This is a genomic window from Limisalsivibrio acetivorans, from assembly GCF_000421105.1.
GTDB lineage: Bacteria > Chrysiogenota > Deferribacteres > Deferribacterales > Geovibrionaceae > Limisalsivibrio > Limisalsivibrio acetivorans.
This window is the reverse complement of record NZ_ATWF01000001.1, coordinates 825,811-843,039: the sequence shown is the minus strand read 5'-3', so window position 1 is coordinate 843,039 and position 17,229 is coordinate 825,811. Positions and strand designations below refer to the sequence as shown.

The 17,229-nt window shown below is 51.3% G+C and carries 15 protein-coding genes; 13 read left to right on the top strand and 2 right to left on the bottom strand.

Annotated elements, in window-relative coordinates:
• Positions 1-27: 27 nt before the first annotated feature.
• The 3 genes from K300_RS0103985 (at position 28) to K300_RS0103975 (ending at position 5,230) form a co-directional block, all read left to right on the top strand.
• A complete protein-coding gene (locus tag K300_RS0103985) occupies positions 28-1,857 on the top strand; it encodes a sensor histidine kinase (protein ID WP_081646874.1) in 1,830 nt (609 codons plus the stop codon).
• The gene (locus K300_RS0103980) at positions 1,838-3,124 is read left to right on the top strand and encodes a sigma-54-dependent transcriptional regulator (protein WP_022850373.1); all 1,287 of its coding nucleotides are present in this window, start codon (positions 1,838-1,840) and stop codon (positions 3,122-3,124) included. Before K300_RS0103985 ends, K300_RS0103980 begins: the two co-directional genes overlap by 20 nt.
• A 183-nt stretch (positions 3,125-3,307) precedes the next feature.
• Complete coding sequence (locus K300_RS0103975; protein ID WP_022850372.1) at positions 3,308-5,230, top strand: cytochrome c3 family protein; 1,923 nt, start codon at positions 3,308-3,310, stop codon at positions 5,228-5,230.
• 175 nt (positions 5,231-5,405) lie between these two features.
• Here K300_RS0103975 and nifA read toward each other — a convergent pair whose 3' ends face one another.
• Entirely contained in the window at positions 5,406-7,064 is a 1,659-nt protein-coding gene (nifA, locus tag K300_RS0103970; protein ID WP_026836285.1) for a nif-specific transcriptional activator NifA, read from the bottom strand.
• Between the two features lie 312 nt (positions 7,065-7,376).
• On the opposite strand from nifA, the gene fdxB reads away from it, so the two are divergent.
• Both fdxB and K300_RS14500 read left to right on the top strand, forming a co-directional pair.
• The gene (fdxB, locus tag K300_RS0103965) at positions 7,377-7,661 is read left to right on the top strand and encodes a ferredoxin III, nif-specific (protein ID WP_022850370.1); all 285 of its coding nucleotides are present in this window, start codon (positions 7,377-7,379) and stop codon (positions 7,659-7,661) included.
• A gap of 8 nt (positions 7,662-7,669) precedes the next feature.
• Positions 7,670-7,990, top strand: coding sequence for a nitrogen fixation protein NifZ (locus tag K300_RS14500; protein WP_022850369.1), 321 nt, complete (start codon positions 7,670-7,672; stop codon positions 7,988-7,990).
• On the opposite strand, the gene K300_RS0103955 is transcribed toward K300_RS14500, so the two are convergent.
• Entirely contained in the window at positions 7,984-8,772 is a 789-nt protein-coding gene (locus tag K300_RS0103955; protein WP_022850368.1) for an NAD(+)--dinitrogen-reductase ADP-D-ribosyltransferase, read from the bottom strand. The two genes, K300_RS14500 and K300_RS0103955, sit on opposite strands and share 7 nt — an antisense overlap.
• A 34-nt stretch (positions 8,773-8,806) precedes the next feature.
• Here K300_RS0103955 and draG point away from each other — a divergent pair, with 34 nt between their 5' ends.
• The 8 genes from draG (at position 8,807) to nifX (ending at position 17,226) form a co-directional block, all read left to right on the top strand.
• Positions 8,807-9,700 carry an ADP-ribosyl-[dinitrogen reductase] hydrolase gene (gene draG, locus K300_RS0103950; protein ID WP_022850367.1) on the top strand — a complete coding sequence of 298 codons (894 nt, stop codon included), beginning with the start codon at positions 8,807-8,809 and terminating at the stop codon, positions 9,698-9,700.
• A 139-nt stretch (positions 9,701-9,839) separates the two neighbouring features.
• The gene (gene nifH, locus K300_RS0103945; RefSeq protein WP_022850366.1) at positions 9,840-10,712 is read left to right on the top strand and encodes a nitrogenase iron protein; all 873 of its coding nucleotides are present in this window, start codon (positions 9,840-9,842) and stop codon (positions 10,710-10,712) included.
• A gap of 15 nt (positions 10,713-10,727) precedes the next feature.
• The gene (gene nifD / locus K300_RS0103940; RefSeq protein ID WP_022850365.1) at positions 10,728-12,191 is read left to right on the top strand and encodes a nitrogenase molybdenum-iron protein alpha chain; all 1,464 of its coding nucleotides are present in this window, start codon (positions 10,728-10,730) and stop codon (positions 12,189-12,191) included.
• Positions 12,191-13,711, top strand: a complete 1,521-nt coding sequence (gene nifK, locus K300_RS0103935) for a nitrogenase molybdenum-iron protein subunit beta (protein WP_022850364.1) — start codon at positions 12,191-12,193, stop codon at positions 13,709-13,711. Before nifD ends, nifK begins: the two co-directional genes overlap by 1 nt.
• A gap of 9 nt (positions 13,712-13,720) precedes the next feature.
• Complete coding sequence (gene nifT / locus K300_RS0103930) at positions 13,721-13,927, top strand: putative nitrogen fixation protein NifT (RefSeq protein WP_022850363.1); 207 nt, start codon at positions 13,721-13,723, stop codon at positions 13,925-13,927.
• 241 nt (positions 13,928-14,168) lie between these two features.
• Complete coding sequence (gene nifE / locus K300_RS0103925) at positions 14,169-15,539, top strand: nitrogenase iron-molybdenum cofactor biosynthesis protein NifE (RefSeq protein ID WP_026836284.1); 1,371 nt, start codon at positions 14,169-14,171, stop codon at positions 15,537-15,539.
• Positions 15,536-16,858 (top strand): nitrogenase iron-molybdenum cofactor biosynthesis protein NifN, encoded by a 1,323-nt coding sequence (gene nifN, locus K300_RS0103920; protein WP_026836283.1) that lies wholly within the window; start codon positions 15,536-15,538, stop codon positions 16,856-16,858. Before nifE ends, nifN begins: the two co-directional genes overlap by 4 nt.
• Positions 16,855-17,226, top strand: coding sequence for a nitrogen fixation protein NifX (nifX, locus tag K300_RS0103915; protein WP_022850362.1), 372 nt, complete (start codon positions 16,855-16,857; stop codon positions 17,224-17,226). Before nifN ends, nifX begins: the two co-directional genes overlap by 4 nt.
• Positions 17,227-17,229 lie beyond the last annotated feature (3 nt).

The following is a 17,229-nucleotide window of genomic DNA, read 5'->3' as shown; positions in this document are numbered from 1 at the left end:
CGTGTTTTTACGGCGTAATATCTTTACATGAGCAGAAAACTAGCTATGTGGATCAGCGTCCTTGTGGCGCTGGTCCTTCTTCTTTCCACCGGTATTTATTTTGCGCAGTCCCGTGCTGTCATAGAGAGGGAGATAGGCAGGCGTGCCACAGAGCTTCTTGAAGCGGACAGGAAGACTGTTGCGGATTTCCTTTATCACATGCAGAGCGTTACCTTCGGCCTTTTCCATAACCCATACCTTACAATGTATCTCGACTCCGGCGAGGGGAAGGACGAGATAGAAAACCTTTTCATGAACTACTGCGCCAATATACCCGAGATTCAGGCTTTGCGTGTTGTGGATAGTGACGGCGTTATCCGTATATTCATCAGGGAATGCGTAAACCTCACCGGGGAGGAGGGTTACGAGCCCATCGATATCTCCGACAAAGAGTTTATGCAGCCCGCCTTTGAGCTGGAGGAGGAGAGTATAATCTTCTCCAACTTCGAGCGGGGTCACCTCCCAGACGCTACAAGCTTCTGCCCGTCCATGCTGAGGGCTGTTATCCCATTTATGGAGAACGGAGAGAAGAGGGGCTTCCTTGTGGTGAACTTCTGGGGTGAGCGTATCGGCGCAGTTATCGATAAGATGCGCAAAGAAGAGGGTTTCAGCTTCATCGCCGAGATGAATAGGAAGGAGCCGATGCGCCACGGGATATTCCTTTTCCATCGGGATAAAACATATGAATTTGCAAACCAGATGGAGCATAACAAGCGTGTGATTTCGGTTTATGGCGAAGATGTTATGCACGCCTTTGAGAATAACCGCAACGGGCTAATGAAGATTAACAACGGAAAGGATTACCTCGCCTTCACAACTATTTCACCTTACAACGACGTCAGGAGGCAATGGAAGATTGCCGCAGTTCTTAACGGGGATTTCATCTTCCGCAGCCTCTCGGGTCTTAAATACAACTTCATAATTGTAATGGCGGTATCCCTCTTCATGAGCGTGATAACAGCCTTCATATTCTCCGCAAGGTTCCTTAAGCCCATCGGTGATATAAAGTATTCTCTCCAGCAGTACGGCGAGGGGAACCTCGACCATGAGCTTGAGGGGGATTTCACCGATGAACTCAACGATATGGCGGATTCCATACGTGAGATGGCAAGTTCCCTCAAACACCATATCGAGGGTATGAAGGAGAGCAGGCGTAAGATGGAGATAGTGGACAGACTCAGCTCCCTGAGCGTTCTGAGTGCAGGCATATCCCATGAGCTTGCAACACCGCTGAACTCCATTCTGGTGGCCTGCACCCTCATGGAAAAGGAGTACGGAAAGAGCGAGGAGCTTACGGCGGTTCGGGCTCAGGCGGAGCGGTGTGTGGATATACTCTCAGCCATGAAGAGGCTTATGACCGACAGCTCGGCGCAGGATAAAACCAACGTAAACCTTCGTGAAACCATAGAGAACATCATGCGGTTCCTTGAGGTGGATGCAAAGATATCACTAAAAGCAGAGCTTAATGATGTATACATAACAGCTAATGAGACCCTCATATCCCAGGTTGTTCTGAATATCCTGATAAATGCGGTGGATGCCGTTTACCCCGAGGGTGAGGTGAATATTAAGCTATTCTGCATCGACAGCTCTGCGGTGCTGGAGGTTTCGGACACTGGCAGGGGTATGGATGAGAAAGAGATGGAGAATATATTCGACCCCTTCTTCACAACCAAATCACCGGACAAAGGCACAGGGCTTGGTTTGAGTATTGTGCACAGGATTGTCACCGAACACGGCGGACGCATATCCGTGGAATCGGAGAAGGAGAGGGGTACAACCATAAGGGTGGAATTCGATGAAAGTTCTTCTTGTTGATGATGATGTAACGCTTTCCATGCTCCTCAAGAAAAGCCTTGAGGACGAGTTTGATATAGTAACCTTTAATGATCCGCTCAAGGCGCTTGAGCATCTCAGCAAATCGGGGGCGGATGCCGTTATCTCCGATATGAAGATGCCCGGCCTTTCCGGTCTTGAACTGCTGGAAAACGTGAAGAAGGAGAGCCCGGATACGTTCTTCTTTCTTATAACGGGCTTCGGAACCGTGGAGGAATCGGTGCGAGCGATCAAATCCGGCGCATCGGACTACTTCCTTAAGCCTGTGGATGTGGAACTTCTGCGTCGCAAGCTGCAGGATGTGCGCCAGAAGCTGAGCCGGTCCGAGATAGCTGGAACCGGAACGGAGCCTGTTTACACCTCGGACAGCTTCGCCTCTGTCCTTAAGCTTGCAGAGCGGGCGGCACAATCCGATTCGGGAATCCTCATAACGGGTGAAACTGGTGTGGGTAAAGAGGTTCTTGCACGATATATCCATGAGAAATCAAAGAGATATGCGGAGCCCTTCGTTCCGGTGAACTGTGGAAACCTTCAGGAACAGCTGTTTGAGAGCGAACTTTTTGGATACCGCAAGGGGGCGTTTACAGGTGCGGACAGGCACAAAAGGGGGCTTGTTGCCACCGCAGACGGCGGAACCCTTTTTCTGGATGAGATAGGGGAGATGCCCCATCCCGTACAGCCCCGTTTCCTCCGCTTCCTCGAAACCATGAGCTATTATCCCGTTGGCGGTCTGGAGCCGGAGACAGCGAGGGTTCGTGTGCTCTCCGCCACAAACAGGAACCTTGAGGAGGAGACTTCCAGCGGAGAGTTCAGGCAGGACCTCTACTACAGGCTTAATGTGCTCACCATAACGATCCCCCCTCTGCGTGAGCGGCGTGAGGACATCATGCCCCTTGCTCTTCACTTCCTGGAAAAATTCAGTCATATCAATCCCGATGTGCGTGGCATATCTGCGGATGCTGAGGCTTTATTGGGTTCCTATCATTTCCCTGGTAACGTTCGTGAGCTTGCTAACATTATCGAGCGAAGCATGATCCTTGAAACCGGTGAAGAGATAACCCCCGCATCCCTCAGTATCTCATCCCCATCTGCCAGAGCGGCAGGCTCCAGCAGGCTTGAGGATGTTATCAAAAACCATATCCTTTCCACCCTTGATGAGTGCGGCGGAAACAAAACCAAAGCCGCAGAGATCCTCGGAGTGGATGCCTCCACTGTCCACCGCAGGCTTAAGGAGTACGGCGTAAGGTAGTCTTGCATTATGCAAGGGTGCAGTGTTGTATAGTGCAATTCTCCTTGTGTTCCGCTAGGAATTACCCTTCCTTTTTAGTTTGTCTAAAATACTGGTGCAAAGCGAATATTATGCACGTCTTCCCCCTGAGTCTCTTTGGCACACCCCTTGCGTTAAGGGATATTGAGATTACAGGAGGTAGATATGAAAAGGTTTATTTTAACCGTTTTCGCTCTCACGCTTTTAGCTTCCGGCGCATTCGCATACGATAAGGATTCAAGCTGTGTGCAGTGCCATGGAAACGAAGCCGCAATGGAAAAGCTCGGCTATCCCCAGCTTTACCTCGACCCCGATCAGGTTGAGGAAGAGGTAAACATGGGTGATATCAACTGCGTAGACTGTCACCTTGGAAACAACGAGGAGATAGTGGCAGAGAAGGCACACGAAGGAATGCCCAGACCCTTCTATGCCGCTGTGGGTAAAAACCACAAGTATCAGGCTGTGGGCAGAGACATAACCAATTACGACCGTATCCAGCCCAAGGGTGATGTCCGTTTTAAGGTACTTCTCCGCCAGCCCGATCCAGAAAAGGCCAAAGAGAAGGGTATCAAACGTATTATTCAGCTCTTTTACCACGACCGTGACCCCGAAACTATGGCATACAGCCCCGAGATCGCAGAGCAGACCTGCGGTAAGTGTCATATGGGCGAGGTAGAGGACTACAACAAGTCCGGCATGGGTCTTAACAAATACCAGAGGGGATTCACCAGCTTCACCGATTCACCTCCCGGGCCCCAGAACTGCGGTGCATGGTTCGGCGACAACTACGATAAGCTCGAAGAGGACTGCACCAGAGAGTACAAGGAAGAATCCGCCAAGGGTTCTGCAAGAGGGTGCAACAAATGCCACGCAAGCTGTAACGACTGTCACTATCAGGGCTACAAGAAATCCAACGCAAGCCACAAGTTTGCAAAAGAGGTTGAGCCCATGTCCTGTTACGGCAGCGGCAAGGGAACCATCTGCCACGCAGGCCCCAACGACAGAAGAAGGGGTGCGGGCTACATGAGAGAGGAGTTTGCATTCCCTATACATGAGCTCCCCACCGGCGCCCATGCAAAGGCGGGAGTAGGCTGTAGCGACTGCCATAAGATGGAGAGCCACTCCTACGGTCATCTAAGCTCGGAACAGGCCAGAGAATCGTGTAAGGACTGCCACGCCGAGGTGTACGATGCCGTCAAGTCCTCCGATGAACACGGCAGTGTGGACTGCTCATCATGTCACATACAGGAATCAGGTGCATACCAGTTCACCTTCTGGGGCCCTGGAAAGCAGGAAGCGCAGAAGAAGGTATACACCAAGCACAAGCAGTACTATGGCGTAAGAAGCCAGCCCACCCTTGTTAAGCATCCTGAAACAGGGCTCTGGATACCCCTCAAGCCTTACCCCATGGGCGTTATGAATATCAAGAAGGATATGGAGCCTACAGGTCTTATGCTAAGAACCATCGAGAAGCAGACCATCAAAGGGAACAAGGATCTCGGCGAAGAGGACTTCACTGTGGAAAGAAAGGGTGACGAGGTTAACGACATGTACGTAATAAACGGTACATTCAAGAAGAACCTCAAGGAGAACGACAGCATGCTCGCATGGATCCAGATGGATAAGCTCAGCCACGCCCTCGGCGAGCCCAGAAAATGCGACTCCTGCCACTCCAGCCACGATCAGGAAGCTACCACATGGTACACCTACTTCAACGCCACAGATGTTAAGAAGCCCTTCAGCGGAAGCTACAGGGTCAAGGCCACAAAGGACGGTCTCTTCTTTACGGACTGGATGAACGAAACACCCGTTCCCGTGGATGGTCAGAGTGTGGAGAACTTCGCCCCCTATCTCGTAACCGGAAACGTATGGGATGTTAAGGGCGTTGATATGTCCATCCCCTTCGATGAGGACAAGGTGGAGAAGGTTCAGGGTAAATACAACATGCTCTACGGCAAGATCCACAATCTTACCCTTAAGTACAAGAAGGCTAAGAACGAGGATATGCTCGACAGGCTCAATGTAATCAAGGCAGTTCTGCCGCATAACACCGCCAAGGCGGAGAAGATGCTTTCAGAACTGAAGTAACAGTATAATCAAAATCTGAAAGGGGGGGCTTTAATGCCCCCCGCCTTTATATTCTGTGTTTATGCTTGAGGATCCTCAAAAAGGGTCTTTGGGTATCGATGCAGATATGCGCATAGCCTCCAGTTATCGCATCGCAAACGCTCGCCCCGTCTTGACAAGCGGGGCTTTTTTTTGCCTAGAATCTTCGGACGTGGATGTCGTATTTCTTGATCCGGTAGTTCATCTGGCGAACGGTCATCCCGAGCATTCTTGCCGCCTTCGCCTGCACCCAGCCTGATTTCTCAAGGGCATCAATTATGGACTGACGCTCACTCATAGGCTCTTTAATATCCGGTATCGGCTCACTGCTGAGTGATCTCTCCTCCATGGGGGGAGGGGGGGAGTATGCCTCCTGAATCCTTGGCGGATCGGCATCGGGTGGTCTTGGTGCCGGGGTCTCTGCGCTTTGTGCCGGAGCGTCGCTGAACATCGATTCCATAAGGCGGGAGTAGCAGACATCACCCCGCAGACAGCTCACATGCTGGGGGCGTATCTCCTTTGAGCCAATGGCTGAGAGTGCGGCTCTTTCAACGCAGTTCTCAAGCTCCCGAACGTTGCCCGGGTAGTTGCAGTGCATCATTGCATTCAGTGTTTCGGGGGCGAACCTCAGTTCCGTGGCGTATTCATCATTGAATCGCTTAAGCTTGTTTTCAGCAAGAAGGGGTATGTCCTCCTTCCTTTTACGCAGAGGGGGGAGGAATATGGTAACTACGTTGAGACGGTAGTATAGATCAAGACGGAAACGGCTCGCCCGAACCTCTTCCTCGAGGTTTTTGTTTGTGGCCGTGATAACACGTACGTTTACCTCTATGGATCTGGTTCCGCCGAGGCGTTCCACACGCATCTCCTGCAAAACACGCAAAAGCTTGCTCTGGGCCTCGTGGGGCATATCCCCTATCTCATCGAGGAAAAGCGTTCCGCCGTCCGCCATCTCAAACTTCCCTTTCTTCTCCTGGGTGGCACCTGTGAAGGCTCCCTTCTGGTAGCCGAAGAGCTCACTCTCAATGAGTTCCCCCGGTATGGCGGCACAGTTGACGGCGATGAAAGGCTTGTCTGCCCTTTCGCTGTTGTAGTGGACAGTCTTTGCCACAACCTCTTTTCCCGTTCCGCTTTCACCCCTGATAAGCACTGTGGACTTCGTCCTTGAGACCATTGCAACACGCTCAAAGACGGTCTGCATAGTCTTCCCCGTACCGATAAGCCCTTTGAAGCTGAACTTGCGCCTCACCTGATTCTGCAAACGCTCCTTCTCGTCGGAGAGGATCTTCTTCTCCTCCTCGATCTCTCCCGTTTTGCGAAGGAATGAGGCGAGGAGTGTTGATATCATCTTGAGTAGGTCTATCTCGGTTGTGGTGCTGAAAATATCGGCGGCGTTCTTATCCACGGCAAGCACGCCGAAGGTGGTGTGGTCCTCCTTGATTGGGACTGCAAGGAAGCTGAAGGCCTGATTCTGCAGTTCACGTCGCATACGGTTGAGGAAGATAGGTTCCTTGCTTATGTCGGGGATGAGAATCGGCATTCCCAGGCGAAACACCTTGCCCACGATCCCCTCCTCAAGCCTGTAGTAGACCCTTCCACCCTTATCGAGGGTGTTTTCAAGGGATGCTTCGATATATAGCTGTTTTGCGTTCTCATCATAAAGGAGTATGAAGCCCCGCTCCATGCCAAGATTGTCGCTCAGAATGCTTAAAACCTGACGCAAAGCACTCTTGCGATCCTCGGAGGAGTAGAACTCCATGCTTATCTCGTAGATGGTCTCTATGGCAGTTTTGTAATAGCTGAGTTCATTTTTCATATATGACATCGATCGGATTGACGACCCCCCTGTTGCGGGAGGGATCGAAATGCACATTGGGTAAGTAACAATGGACGTGCCAAAAAACGGAGGCGTATTCAGCGGCTTTGAGGGTTTAAAAGTAAATAATTGCTTAAAAAAAGTGCAGTCTCTGTTTCTTTTATGTACGCAGGCAGAATGTGCGCTTTGTAAGGTTTATTACAATGGTGGTGCGTAATGTGACTGTTATTCCGTAACATGTTGATAAAAATGGTTCATCAAGAACGGTACGGGGGTTGCTTATAAGACCGAAACAAATGCGGAGGTAATGATATGGAATATCTTGAAAGTTATAGGAAAGACGGAAGCAAATGGACCCCCAAGTTTATAAAGGATCTTGATCAGGAGAGCTGTATAGGATGCGGAAGGTGCTTCAAAGCCTGTCCTCAGGGAGCTCTCGGCATACAGGAAGAGGAGGACGAGGAGACCGACACCCTCAAGGTTTTCATGGGTATCGAGCGTGAGGAGCGTTGTATAGGCTGCCGTGCCTGTGCGAAGGCTTGTGCGAAGAAATGCTTCACCTTTGAGGAAGTCCCTGCAACCGCCGCCCAGGCGTGAGGTGAGTTATGATATTTAAGCAGAATCAGAAGGTAAGGGTAAAGAAGCTCATAAGGAGTGATGGAACATGTGCAGGATGCTCCAGAGGGAGCAAGGTTGCCGAGATTGGCGATTCCGGATTTGTAAGGGAGATTACGGAGTTCATGTTCAAGCCCGTTATTGTCATACATTTCATGGAATCGGGAAAGATCCTCGGTTTTCGTGAGCAGGAGCTTGAGATTGTTGAGGACTTTAATCCCGATACGGGGGAGTGGACAAAGCTAGATGAGCCCCTCAGCGTGCCTGATGACGGCTGTGTTGAGGCATCCTGCGGGGGGAGCTGTCAGTAGTATCTGATAGTTGTGTCGTACCTGCCGCCGAGGATGATGAATTCATCCTCACCGCAGAAGCTGACTGTGGGCATGGCGGTGGCGAAGAAAAACACCTTTGTATATGGAACCTTCACCTCCAGAATATAGTCTCCGAAGGACTCAGCCACCTCTCTGGATGCTGTGAAGGATACGAGGGAGTTCTGCTCAATGCAGACCTCCCTCTTGCTTTTTCGCTCGATTATCCTGTGTTCCTCGAGGTTGTTGACACCCCGGTAGAGGGTCACATGGGGGGTGTATTCTCCGAAGTAGCCCCCAAGCATCGTCTGTATATATGTATAGAGGAGATCCAGTTGATGAAACATCATATTTTTGTTGTGCCTGCCGTTCATCTTCTCCACCATATAGTCGTAGTATTCCTTACAGTTAATATCCTTAATAATCTCCTTGTGGAAGAAGGGGACAAGCCCGAAGCGGCTCTCCACCCATCCTTTGAGGACAGCCCCCTCAATATTGTTGGAATCGAAAAGCCACCCCTTGAGCAGGCGGAGGTAGCTCCCCACCCGCTTCCCCCTGTGACGAAGGTCGAGATTGAAAAGCTCGGTCATGGCGGATTCGAAGATACGACAGGACTCGGATATATCGCCGCATTCGCTTATGGCTCGAAATATATCGCCGTAGTACTCGTTTACGCCGCTGATATGTATTTCCTGTGCACTCGTATTATATACCCTGCTCGCAAAGAGCCAGGAGGGGATGTTTATCCGGTTTGTGTGGTGGTAGAAGGGTTTTTTGATGTCCATAGCAGTATTTTAAGCAATAAAAAGGCCAATTACCATGGAAGCTGATATATTTGACAGGGCGGAGGGAGCCTATCTCGGTTTCGCTGTGGGGGATGCCCTCGGTGCAACTGTGGAATTCATGACAGAGCGGGAGATAAAGACAACCTACGGTGTCCACAACAGGATCATCGGCGGCGGCTGGCTGAAACTCAGACCCGGCAGGGTTACGGACGATACGGAGATGTGCATCGCACTCGGAAGAAGTATCCTCTCCCAGGGGGGATTCAGTGTTGAGAGTGCGGCGGATGAGTTTGTCCGGTGGATGCGCTCGAAGCCTGTGGATATTGGTTCCACCGTCCGCAGGGGGATACGTGACTATATGCTGAAGGGGCAGCTAATTTCCCCCGAAAGCGAGTTCTCCGCAGGGAACGGTGCATGTATGCGAAACCTCCCCATGATCTTCTTTTGTATGGAGGACTGGGACAGGTTTTCGGAATATACCCTCGCCCAATGTCATATAACCCACAATAACGAACTCTCCGATCTTGCAACCCTTGCCTTCGGCGACATAACAAGACAGCTCCTGCTCACAGGAAACAAGATCAGGGCCCTCGATACAGCCTCCGTATTTATCAGGGAGCATCCCCACTTCTCCTTCTCCAGATATAAAGGTGAATGCAGCGGATATATAAAGGACACCTTCAAAACCGTTATGCATCATTTCTTCGACGGCGTATCCTTCGAGGATATCCTCGTACGCACAGTTAATCAGGGGGGTGATGCGGACACAAACGGTGCACTTGCCGGGATGCTCGCCGGAGCAATGTACGGCACAAGCGCAATACCCCGTAAATGGCTTCGCCGGCTTAGCAGTGATGTGAAAACAGAGATTCGCATGCAGACCTCCGCACTCCTCCGCCTTGGCGCGAAAAAGGGTGGCTCCGTTTGATTATAAAGCTTACAAGTTCATTGTAGCAAACCTTACACAAAAGGGGTCTCTGAGAATAAGTCGTTTTGTACCAGTTGTTTGCATTTTGGCATGCCTCTTGATTATACTGTTTGCGTAATCAAATTAAACGGAGGTTTTTATGTCAATCAGACAGATCGCATTCTACGGAAAAGGCGGAATTGGTAAATCAACAACATCACAGAATACAATCGCTGCTCTTGGAGAGATGGGCAAAAAGGTAATGATAGTGGGTTGTGACCCCAAGGCGGATTCCACAAGGCTTATCCTTCACGCAAAAGCTCAGGCTACTATTATGGAGCTTGCGGCAGAGGCTGGCTCCGTTGAGGATCTCGAGCTTGACGATGTACTCAAGGAGGGCTACCTCGGAATCAAATGTGTTGAGTCCGGCGGTCCCGAGCCCGGCGTAGGTTGTGCAGGAAGGGGTGTTATTACCGCAATCAACTTTCTTGAGGAAGAGGGTGCCTATGAAGAGGATCTGGACTTCGTTTCCTATGATGTCCTCGGCGACGTTGTCTGCGGTGGTTTCGCAATGCCTATCCGTGAGGGTAAAGCGCAGGAGATCTACATCGTTGCCTCCGGTGAGATGATGGCGATGTATGCGGCCAACAACATCTCAAAGGGTATTCTCAAGTATGCAAACTCCGGCGGTGTTCGTCTTGCAGGTATCATCTGTAACGAAAGAAAGACCGACCGTGAGGACGAGCTCATCGCCGCACTCTCCGAGAAGCTCTCGAGCCAGATGATCCATTTCGTTCCCAGAGACAACATCGTTCAGCACGCAGAGTTGCGCAGAATGACCGTTGTTGAGTACGATTCGAAATGTAATCAGGCGGATGAGTACAGAACCCTTGCCAATAAGATCGTCGAGAACGACAAGTTCGCAATCCCCACACCTCTCAGCATGGACGAGCTTGAGGAGCTTCTTATGGAGTTCGGTATCATAACAGACGACAACGAAGATCTCGTGGGTAAATCCAAGTCAGTATCCTGACGATAGGGAGAAATTATGCCTAAACTGATAAAAGAAGAAACTAAGGAATACGTCTCCTCGGTTCTGGCGGAGTATCCGGATAAAACCGAGAAGGACAGGGCGAAGCATATAGAAGTTGTGGATCAGTCGGACGAGAAGTGTTCGGTTGTATCCAACAGGAAATCACGCCCCGGTGTTATCACCATGCGCGGATGCGCCTATGCCGGAGCAAAGGGTGTGGTTTGGGGGCCTGTGAAGGACGTTATAAACGTAAGCCACGGTCCCGTGGGATGCGGCCAGTACTCATGGTCCTCCAGACGAAACTACTACAACGGCGAAACCGGTGTTGATACCTACGGTACGATGCAGTTCACCTCCGACTTTCAGGAGAGGGACATTGTTTTTGGCGGCGACAAGAAGCTCAAGGAGCTCATCCTTGAGGCGGAGGAGCTCTTCCCCCTCAACAAGGGTGTTTCCGTAATGAGCGAGTGCCCCATCGGGCTCATCGGCGACGATATCGAAGCCGTAGCCAGAGAGGCTTCCAGCGAGATCAACAAACCCGTTGTTCCGGTACGCTGTGAGGGTTTCAGGGGTGTGAGCCAGTCCCTCGGTCACCACATCGCAAACGATACCATCCGTGACTGGGTTTACGAGAAGGACGTGGTCGAAAGCGTTGAAATAGAGGACCACCCCCACAACATCGCACTCATCGGCGACTACAACATCGGCGGCGATGCCTGGGCATCCAGAAAGATCCTTGAGGATATGGGGCTCCGTGTGGTTGCCCAGAACACGGGCGATGCATCCATGAGCGAGCTTAAGAACGTTCCCAAGGCGAAACTTGTGCTTCTCCACTGCTACCGCTCCATGAACTACATCTCCAGATATATTGAGGAGAAGTGGGGCGTTCCCTGGATGGAGTTCAACTTCTTCGGGCCGACTCAGATCAAGAAGAGCATGCGCAAGGTTGCGGCTATGTTCGATGAGGAGATCCAGCAGAGAACGGAGAAGATCATCGCAGAGAAGTACGAGCCCAGATTCAACGAGATTCTGGAGAAGTACAAGCCCCGTCTTGAGGGTAAATCCGCAATGCTCTTCGTGGGGGGCCTGAGACCCAGACACACCATGCCCGCCTTCCGTGACCTCGGTGTTGATATAATCCTCACCGGATACGAGTTTGCCCATGGGGACGACTACCAGAGAACCCTCGAATATGTTGATACAACGACGATTGTTGTGGACGACATGAGTGAATTCGAGATGGAGAGCTTCCTCGAGAAGTACAAGCCCGATCTCTTCGGTTCCGGTATCAAAGAGAAATACCAGACACAGAAGAGCGGTATCCCCTTCCGCCAGATGCACTCATGGGATTATTCCGGTCCCTACCACGGAGTGGACGGATTTGCGGTTTTCGCAAGGGATATGGATATGGCGATTAACGGCTACATCTGGAACCAGATAACTCCCCCGTGGAAGAGCGCCGTAAAGGAGGAAGTATAATGTCAGAGATTAAACCCGGAAGGGTAAAAGACCATATAGATCTTTTCGTACAGAAGGATTACGAGGAGATGTTCGAGAGCAAGCGTCAGTATGAAAGCTGCGCCACCAAGGAAGAGGTTCAGAAGGTACTCGACTGGACAAAGACCGAGGAGTATCAGGAGAAGAACTTCGAGCGTAAGCACCTTGTGATCAACCCGCTCAAGTCATGCCAGCCCCTCGGCGGACTCTTTGCCGCCATAGGTTTCGAGGACACCATGCCCTACGTGCACGGTTCTCAAGGGTGTGCGGCATACTTCCGTTCGCACTTCACCAGGCACTTCAAGGAGCCCTTTCCCACCGTTTCCGACTCCATGACAGAGGATGCGGCGGTATTCGGCGGACATAACAACATGAACGTGGGCCTTGAGAACGTTTACAAGCTCTACAAGCCCTCCATGATAGCTATATGTACATCCTGTATGTCTGAGGTTATCGGTGATGACCTCAACAACTTCATCAAAGGCGCAAGGAAGAAGGAAGCGATCCCCGAGGATCTCCCCGTAACCTATGCCCATACACCCTCCTTTGTCGGCTCCCATGTTGTGGGCTACGACAACATGATGCAGGGTATCCTCTCCCAGATGGGTGAGAAGAAGGACACGAAGACGGACAGGATCAACGTAATCATGGGATTTGATACCTATATAGGCAACTACCGTGAGATAAAGCGTATCTTCGAGCTCTTCGGTGCGGAGTGCCTCCTCCTGTCCGACCCCACAGAGAACCTTGATTCACCCACCGACGGCAACTATCAGATGCTCAGAGGGGGAACGCCCCTTGAGGATCTCAAGGATGCGCCCAACTCCAAGGCTACCCTTATCCTCCAGAAGCATTCTGCCACCAAAACTGCCGACTACATCGAGAAGAACTGGGAGCACCCCGTAAAGGTTGTGAACCCCCTCGGTCTTAAGGGGAGCGACGAGCTTATGATGGCTATCTCCGAGCTCACCGGCAAAGAGATCCCCTACGAGATAGAGAACGAAAGGGGACGCCTGGTGGATGCCATGGGTGACTCCTACAACTGGGTGCACGACAGAACCTTCGGAATCAACGGCGATCCGGACATGGCCTATGGCCTTTCCCGCTTTGTGATGGAGATGGGTGGTGAGCCTAAGCACGTCCTCGTGACCAATGCGAACAAGGCGTACAAAAAGTATATTGAGAAGATGCTGGGTGAGTATCCCCAGGGTCAGGAGACGAATGTATGGCCCGGAAAGGATATGTGGCACTTCCGCTCACTCCTTTTCACCGATCCCGTGGACTACATAATTGGCAACTCTTTTGCAAAGTATCTCCACAGGGATACGGAAACGCCCCTTATCCGAATCGGGTTTCCCCTGTTCGACAGGCACCACCTGCACAGGTACTCCACCATCGGATATTTGGGCGGACTAAACCTACTGAACTGGATTGTGAATACGATTCTTGATGAGATAGACCGCAAGACGATGCATACGACCAGTTTTGACCTTATAAGATAGGAACTTAGCATGAAGGTTACATTCAGAAAGACCGATGCCGGCCTCAGTATATATGTTGCCAAGAAAGACCTTGAGGCTATGGTGACTAAACATGATAACGAAGGCGCATGGGGAGGCACCTTCGAGATCGAGAACAGCCTTGTTCTTTATGTACCACCTATGGATGCGGAACCCGACTTCCCGCAGACCATAAACGCTAAGGTTTTGAGTAAATAACAGGCATCTCCTGCCTAAAATATGAGCAAAGGTCCCTGAGGGCCTCTGCCGAAAATAGCCGCGGTTCCTGCCTCGGCATATTGCCCCCGGAGAACCCCGCACTCCTCTCCGGGGGCTTTTTTTGTCCTGCTATTCCCCCGATTGTAAGGTTTCTTACAATATTACAATCCAATCATATCAGTCGTTTACAGAGATGCATCATGGCATGCCCCTTGCATTGTATATAGGCGGAGGTGCGAATATGTCTGCTGATTTAGAGAGACTGTTAAACGAGCCGACCTGCTCGGTGAATCGGAATAAATCGAAGAAGGATAAAATGAAGAAGTGCGCCAAGCCTGTCCCCGGTGCAGCTGCGGGAGGATGCGCCTTTGACGGGGCACAGATCGTCCTTGTACCCATAGCGGATGCGGCCCATCTCGTGCACGGTCCCGCCACATGCGCCGGACTCAGCTGGGGTAACAGAGGAACCCTCAACAGGCACGGTGACTTCCACCGCCTAGGATTCTCCACAGATGTTTCGGAGACGGACATCATCTTCGGCGGCGAGGAGAAGGTTACAAAGATGTGTGAGCGCATAGCAGAGGACTACAATCCCTCCGCCATCTTCGTGTATCTCACCTGCGTAACCGCCATGACCGGTGAGGATATCGATACATGGTGCGACAGGGTGCGCAGAAAGACAGGGATTCCGGTTATCCCCGTTAATTCCCCCGGTTTCATCGGGAGTAAAAACCTCGGCAACAAGCTTGCGGGGGATGCTCTTGCAAAATATGTAATAGGTACAAAGGAGCCGGAGAATCCCACACCGCATGATATTAACATAATTGGTGAATACAACATTGCGGGGGAGCTTTGGCAGGTGGAGCCCCTGTTCAGAGAGCTCGGGATAAACCTTGCCGGAAGGATTACAGGAAACGCCAGATATGAGGATATAGCCTCGGCCCACAGGAGCAGGCTCTCCGTTGTTAGCTGCTCAAGGGCACTACTCTCACTCGCAAGAAGGCTGGAGGAGGACTACGGAATACCCTGGCTCGAGGGGAGCTTCTACGGCATGGGTCAGACAGGCAGAACTCTTATCCAGATAGCGGAGATGCTCGGTGATGCCGACCTTATAGAGCGTACCGAACAGCTCATCATGCGCAAGGAAGAGGAGATGAGTGAGAAGCTCAGACCATATATTGAGAAACTCCACGGCAAAAAGGTTATGGTATACACGGGCGGAGTAAAGAGCTGGTCGGTTATTCATCAGCTCGAGGAGCTGGGGATGGAGGTTATCGGAACCAGCACCAGAAAATCCACCGACGGGGATATTGAGCGTATCGAGAGAGCCTTTGAGGGAACCGATAAGGTTCTTATGCCCAAGGGTGACGGACGAAAGATACTGGCACTCATGGAAGAGAACGGAGCGGATCTCCTTCTTGCCGGCGGACGCAACATGTACACCGCCATGAAGGCGAGGATTCCCTTTGTTGATGTGAATCAGGAGCGGATCAGAGCCTTCGCAGGATACGACGGGATGCTTGTTTTGGCAGAGTGCCTTGTTAACACCCTCGAAAGCCCCGTGTTTGATCTTGCACGCAGTGAAGATCCCTGGAAGGAGGGTGCGAAATGAAGAATATGAGCAAGACCAAGCCCGGCCTTATAAATCCGCTCAAAAAGAGCCGCATACTTGGCTCCACGCTGGTTTTCCTCGGGATAGACCGTTCCATGCCCATGCATCACGGCTCACAGGGGTGTACAGCCTTTGCAAAAAACCTTTTCACCCAGCATTTCCGTGAGATTGTTCCGATGCAGACCACTGCGCTAACGGACATTGCAACGATCATAGGCGAAGACACAAACCTCTTTGAGGGGATTATAAACGTGGCCGAGAAGCACAGCCCCTCCATGATTGGCCTTATGACTACCGGGATAACAGAGACACGTGGGGATGACCTCAAAGGCTCCATCAAAATGTTCCGTAATAAGCACCCCAAATGGAACGAACTTCCCATAGTTCCGGTTCGCTGCCCCGATTTTGAAGGTGATGCGGAGGCGGGCTACGCCGATGCCGCAGCCGATGTTATTGAGACTGTTACACAGATCGGCTCTTCCATAAAGCCTTCGAAGGTAAATCTTTTTCCCGGCATGAGCCTTACCGCCGGAGATATTGACGAGATAACCGAGATGCTTGAGGACTTCGGGCTTGCGGTTACAGTCTTCCCCGATCTGTCAAGATCCGTTGCTGGGGCCACAGGACATTTCTATTCCGTCCCCGAAGGGGGAACCAGCCTTGAGGAGATAAGGAAGCTCTCCGAATCCACAGTTACCATCGCTGTGGGGGAGGAGATGAGGCGCCCCGCAGAGAAGCTGAAGGAGCTTTACGGAGTAGATTACAAGCTGTTCCCCAGCCTTGTCGGTATAAGGAATACTGATACCTTTCTCCTTTATCTGAAGGAGCTCACCGATGCAGATGTACCGGAGAAATATTCACTACGCAGGGCGAGGCTTCAGGATGCGATGCTCGATGCCCATTTCTACTGCGGGGGGAGATACTTCTCAGCAGGATTAGAAGCTTCGGCGCTTTATTGCTATGTGGACTTCCTTACAAAGGAGATGGGAATGAAATGTGAGTGTGCCGTTTCCCCAGCCCAATCCTCCGTAATGGAAAGTTTAGATGCCGAAGAGCTTTTAGTAGGCGATCTTGAGGATTTGCAGGTGAACTGCAGTAAGTCGGATATAGTTATAGGGAATTCCGCCCTTACGCATTTCTGTGGAGAAAAGGGTATCGCCCACTACAAGGCGGGCTTTCCAGTAAAGGATCAGCTAGGACATCATCTCCGCTCAACGGCGGGGTATAGAGGAACAATGAGCCTTGTTTTCAGCATAGGGAATATCATGCTGGAGCGGGAAGAGAATAAGATGTTTGCCAAAAAGGAGGCAGTAATATGAAAGTAGCGTTCTGTACAAACAACAAAACCCACGTGGATGAGCATTTCGGACGCTCAGAGAGTATCGCCATATATGATGTTTCACCCGATGGGCACTCCTTCGATGAGATGCGCCCCATGACCGCAGTGGATTCCTCAAGGGAGGATCACAGCCTTGATACGGAGGCGAAGGCGGAGAAGCTGAGCGATTGCGCAATGATATACATGGAGCAGATAGGGGGACCCGCCGCAGCTGTGGTAGTGCGCAAGGGGATCCATCCCGTTAAGGTGGAGCCGGGAACCGCCATCGATAATATACTTAACAATATCGTCGAGGTACTGGGAGATAACCCTCCCCCATGGCTTAAAAAAGCTATGATGAAGGGGTGATGA

What these genes read in the sequence shown, in the direction of transcription:
- K300_RS0103985 (WP_081646874.1), top strand. Translation starts at nt 28, where the DNA reads ATGAGCAGAAAACTAGCTATGTGGATCAGCGTCCTTGTGGCGCTGGTC.
- K300_RS0103980 (WP_022850373.1), top strand. Translation starts at nt 1,838, where the DNA reads ATGAAAGTTCTTCTTGTTGATGATGATGTAACGCTTTCCATGCTCCTC.
- K300_RS0103975 (WP_022850372.1), top strand. Translation starts at nt 3,308, where the DNA reads ATGAAAAGGTTTATTTTAACCGTTTTCGCTCTCACGCTTTTAGCTTCC.
- nifA (WP_026836285.1), bottom strand. Translation starts at nt 7,064, where the DNA reads ATGAAAAATGAACTCAGCTATTACAAAACTGCCATAGAGACCATCTAC.
- fdxB (WP_022850370.1), top strand. Translation starts at nt 7,377, where the DNA reads ATGGAATATCTTGAAAGTTATAGGAAAGACGGAAGCAAATGGACCCCC.
- K300_RS14500 (WP_022850369.1), top strand. Translation starts at nt 7,670, where the DNA reads ATGATATTTAAGCAGAATCAGAAGGTAAGGGTAAAGAAGCTCATAAGG.
- K300_RS0103955 (WP_022850368.1), bottom strand. Translation starts at nt 8,772, where the DNA reads ATGGACATCAAAAAACCCTTCTACCACCACACAAACCGGATAAACATC.
- draG (WP_022850367.1), top strand. Translation starts at nt 8,807, where the DNA reads ATGGAAGCTGATATATTTGACAGGGCGGAGGGAGCCTATCTCGGTTTC.
- nifH (WP_022850366.1), top strand. Translation starts at nt 9,840, where the DNA reads ATGTCAATCAGACAGATCGCATTCTACGGAAAAGGCGGAATTGGTAAA.
- nifD (WP_022850365.1), top strand. Translation starts at nt 10,728, where the DNA reads ATGCCTAAACTGATAAAAGAAGAAACTAAGGAATACGTCTCCTCGGTT.
- nifK (WP_022850364.1), top strand. Translation starts at nt 12,191, where the DNA reads ATGTCAGAGATTAAACCCGGAAGGGTAAAAGACCATATAGATCTTTTC.
- nifT (WP_022850363.1), top strand. Translation starts at nt 13,721, where the DNA reads ATGAAGGTTACATTCAGAAAGACCGATGCCGGCCTCAGTATATATGTT.
- nifE (WP_026836284.1), top strand. Translation starts at nt 14,169, where the DNA reads ATGTCTGCTGATTTAGAGAGACTGTTAAACGAGCCGACCTGCTCGGTG.
- nifN (WP_026836283.1), top strand. Translation starts at nt 15,536, where the DNA reads ATGAAGAATATGAGCAAGACCAAGCCCGGCCTTATAAATCCGCTCAAA.
- nifX (WP_022850362.1), top strand. Translation starts at nt 16,855, where the DNA reads ATGAAAGTAGCGTTCTGTACAAACAACAAAACCCACGTGGATGAGCAT.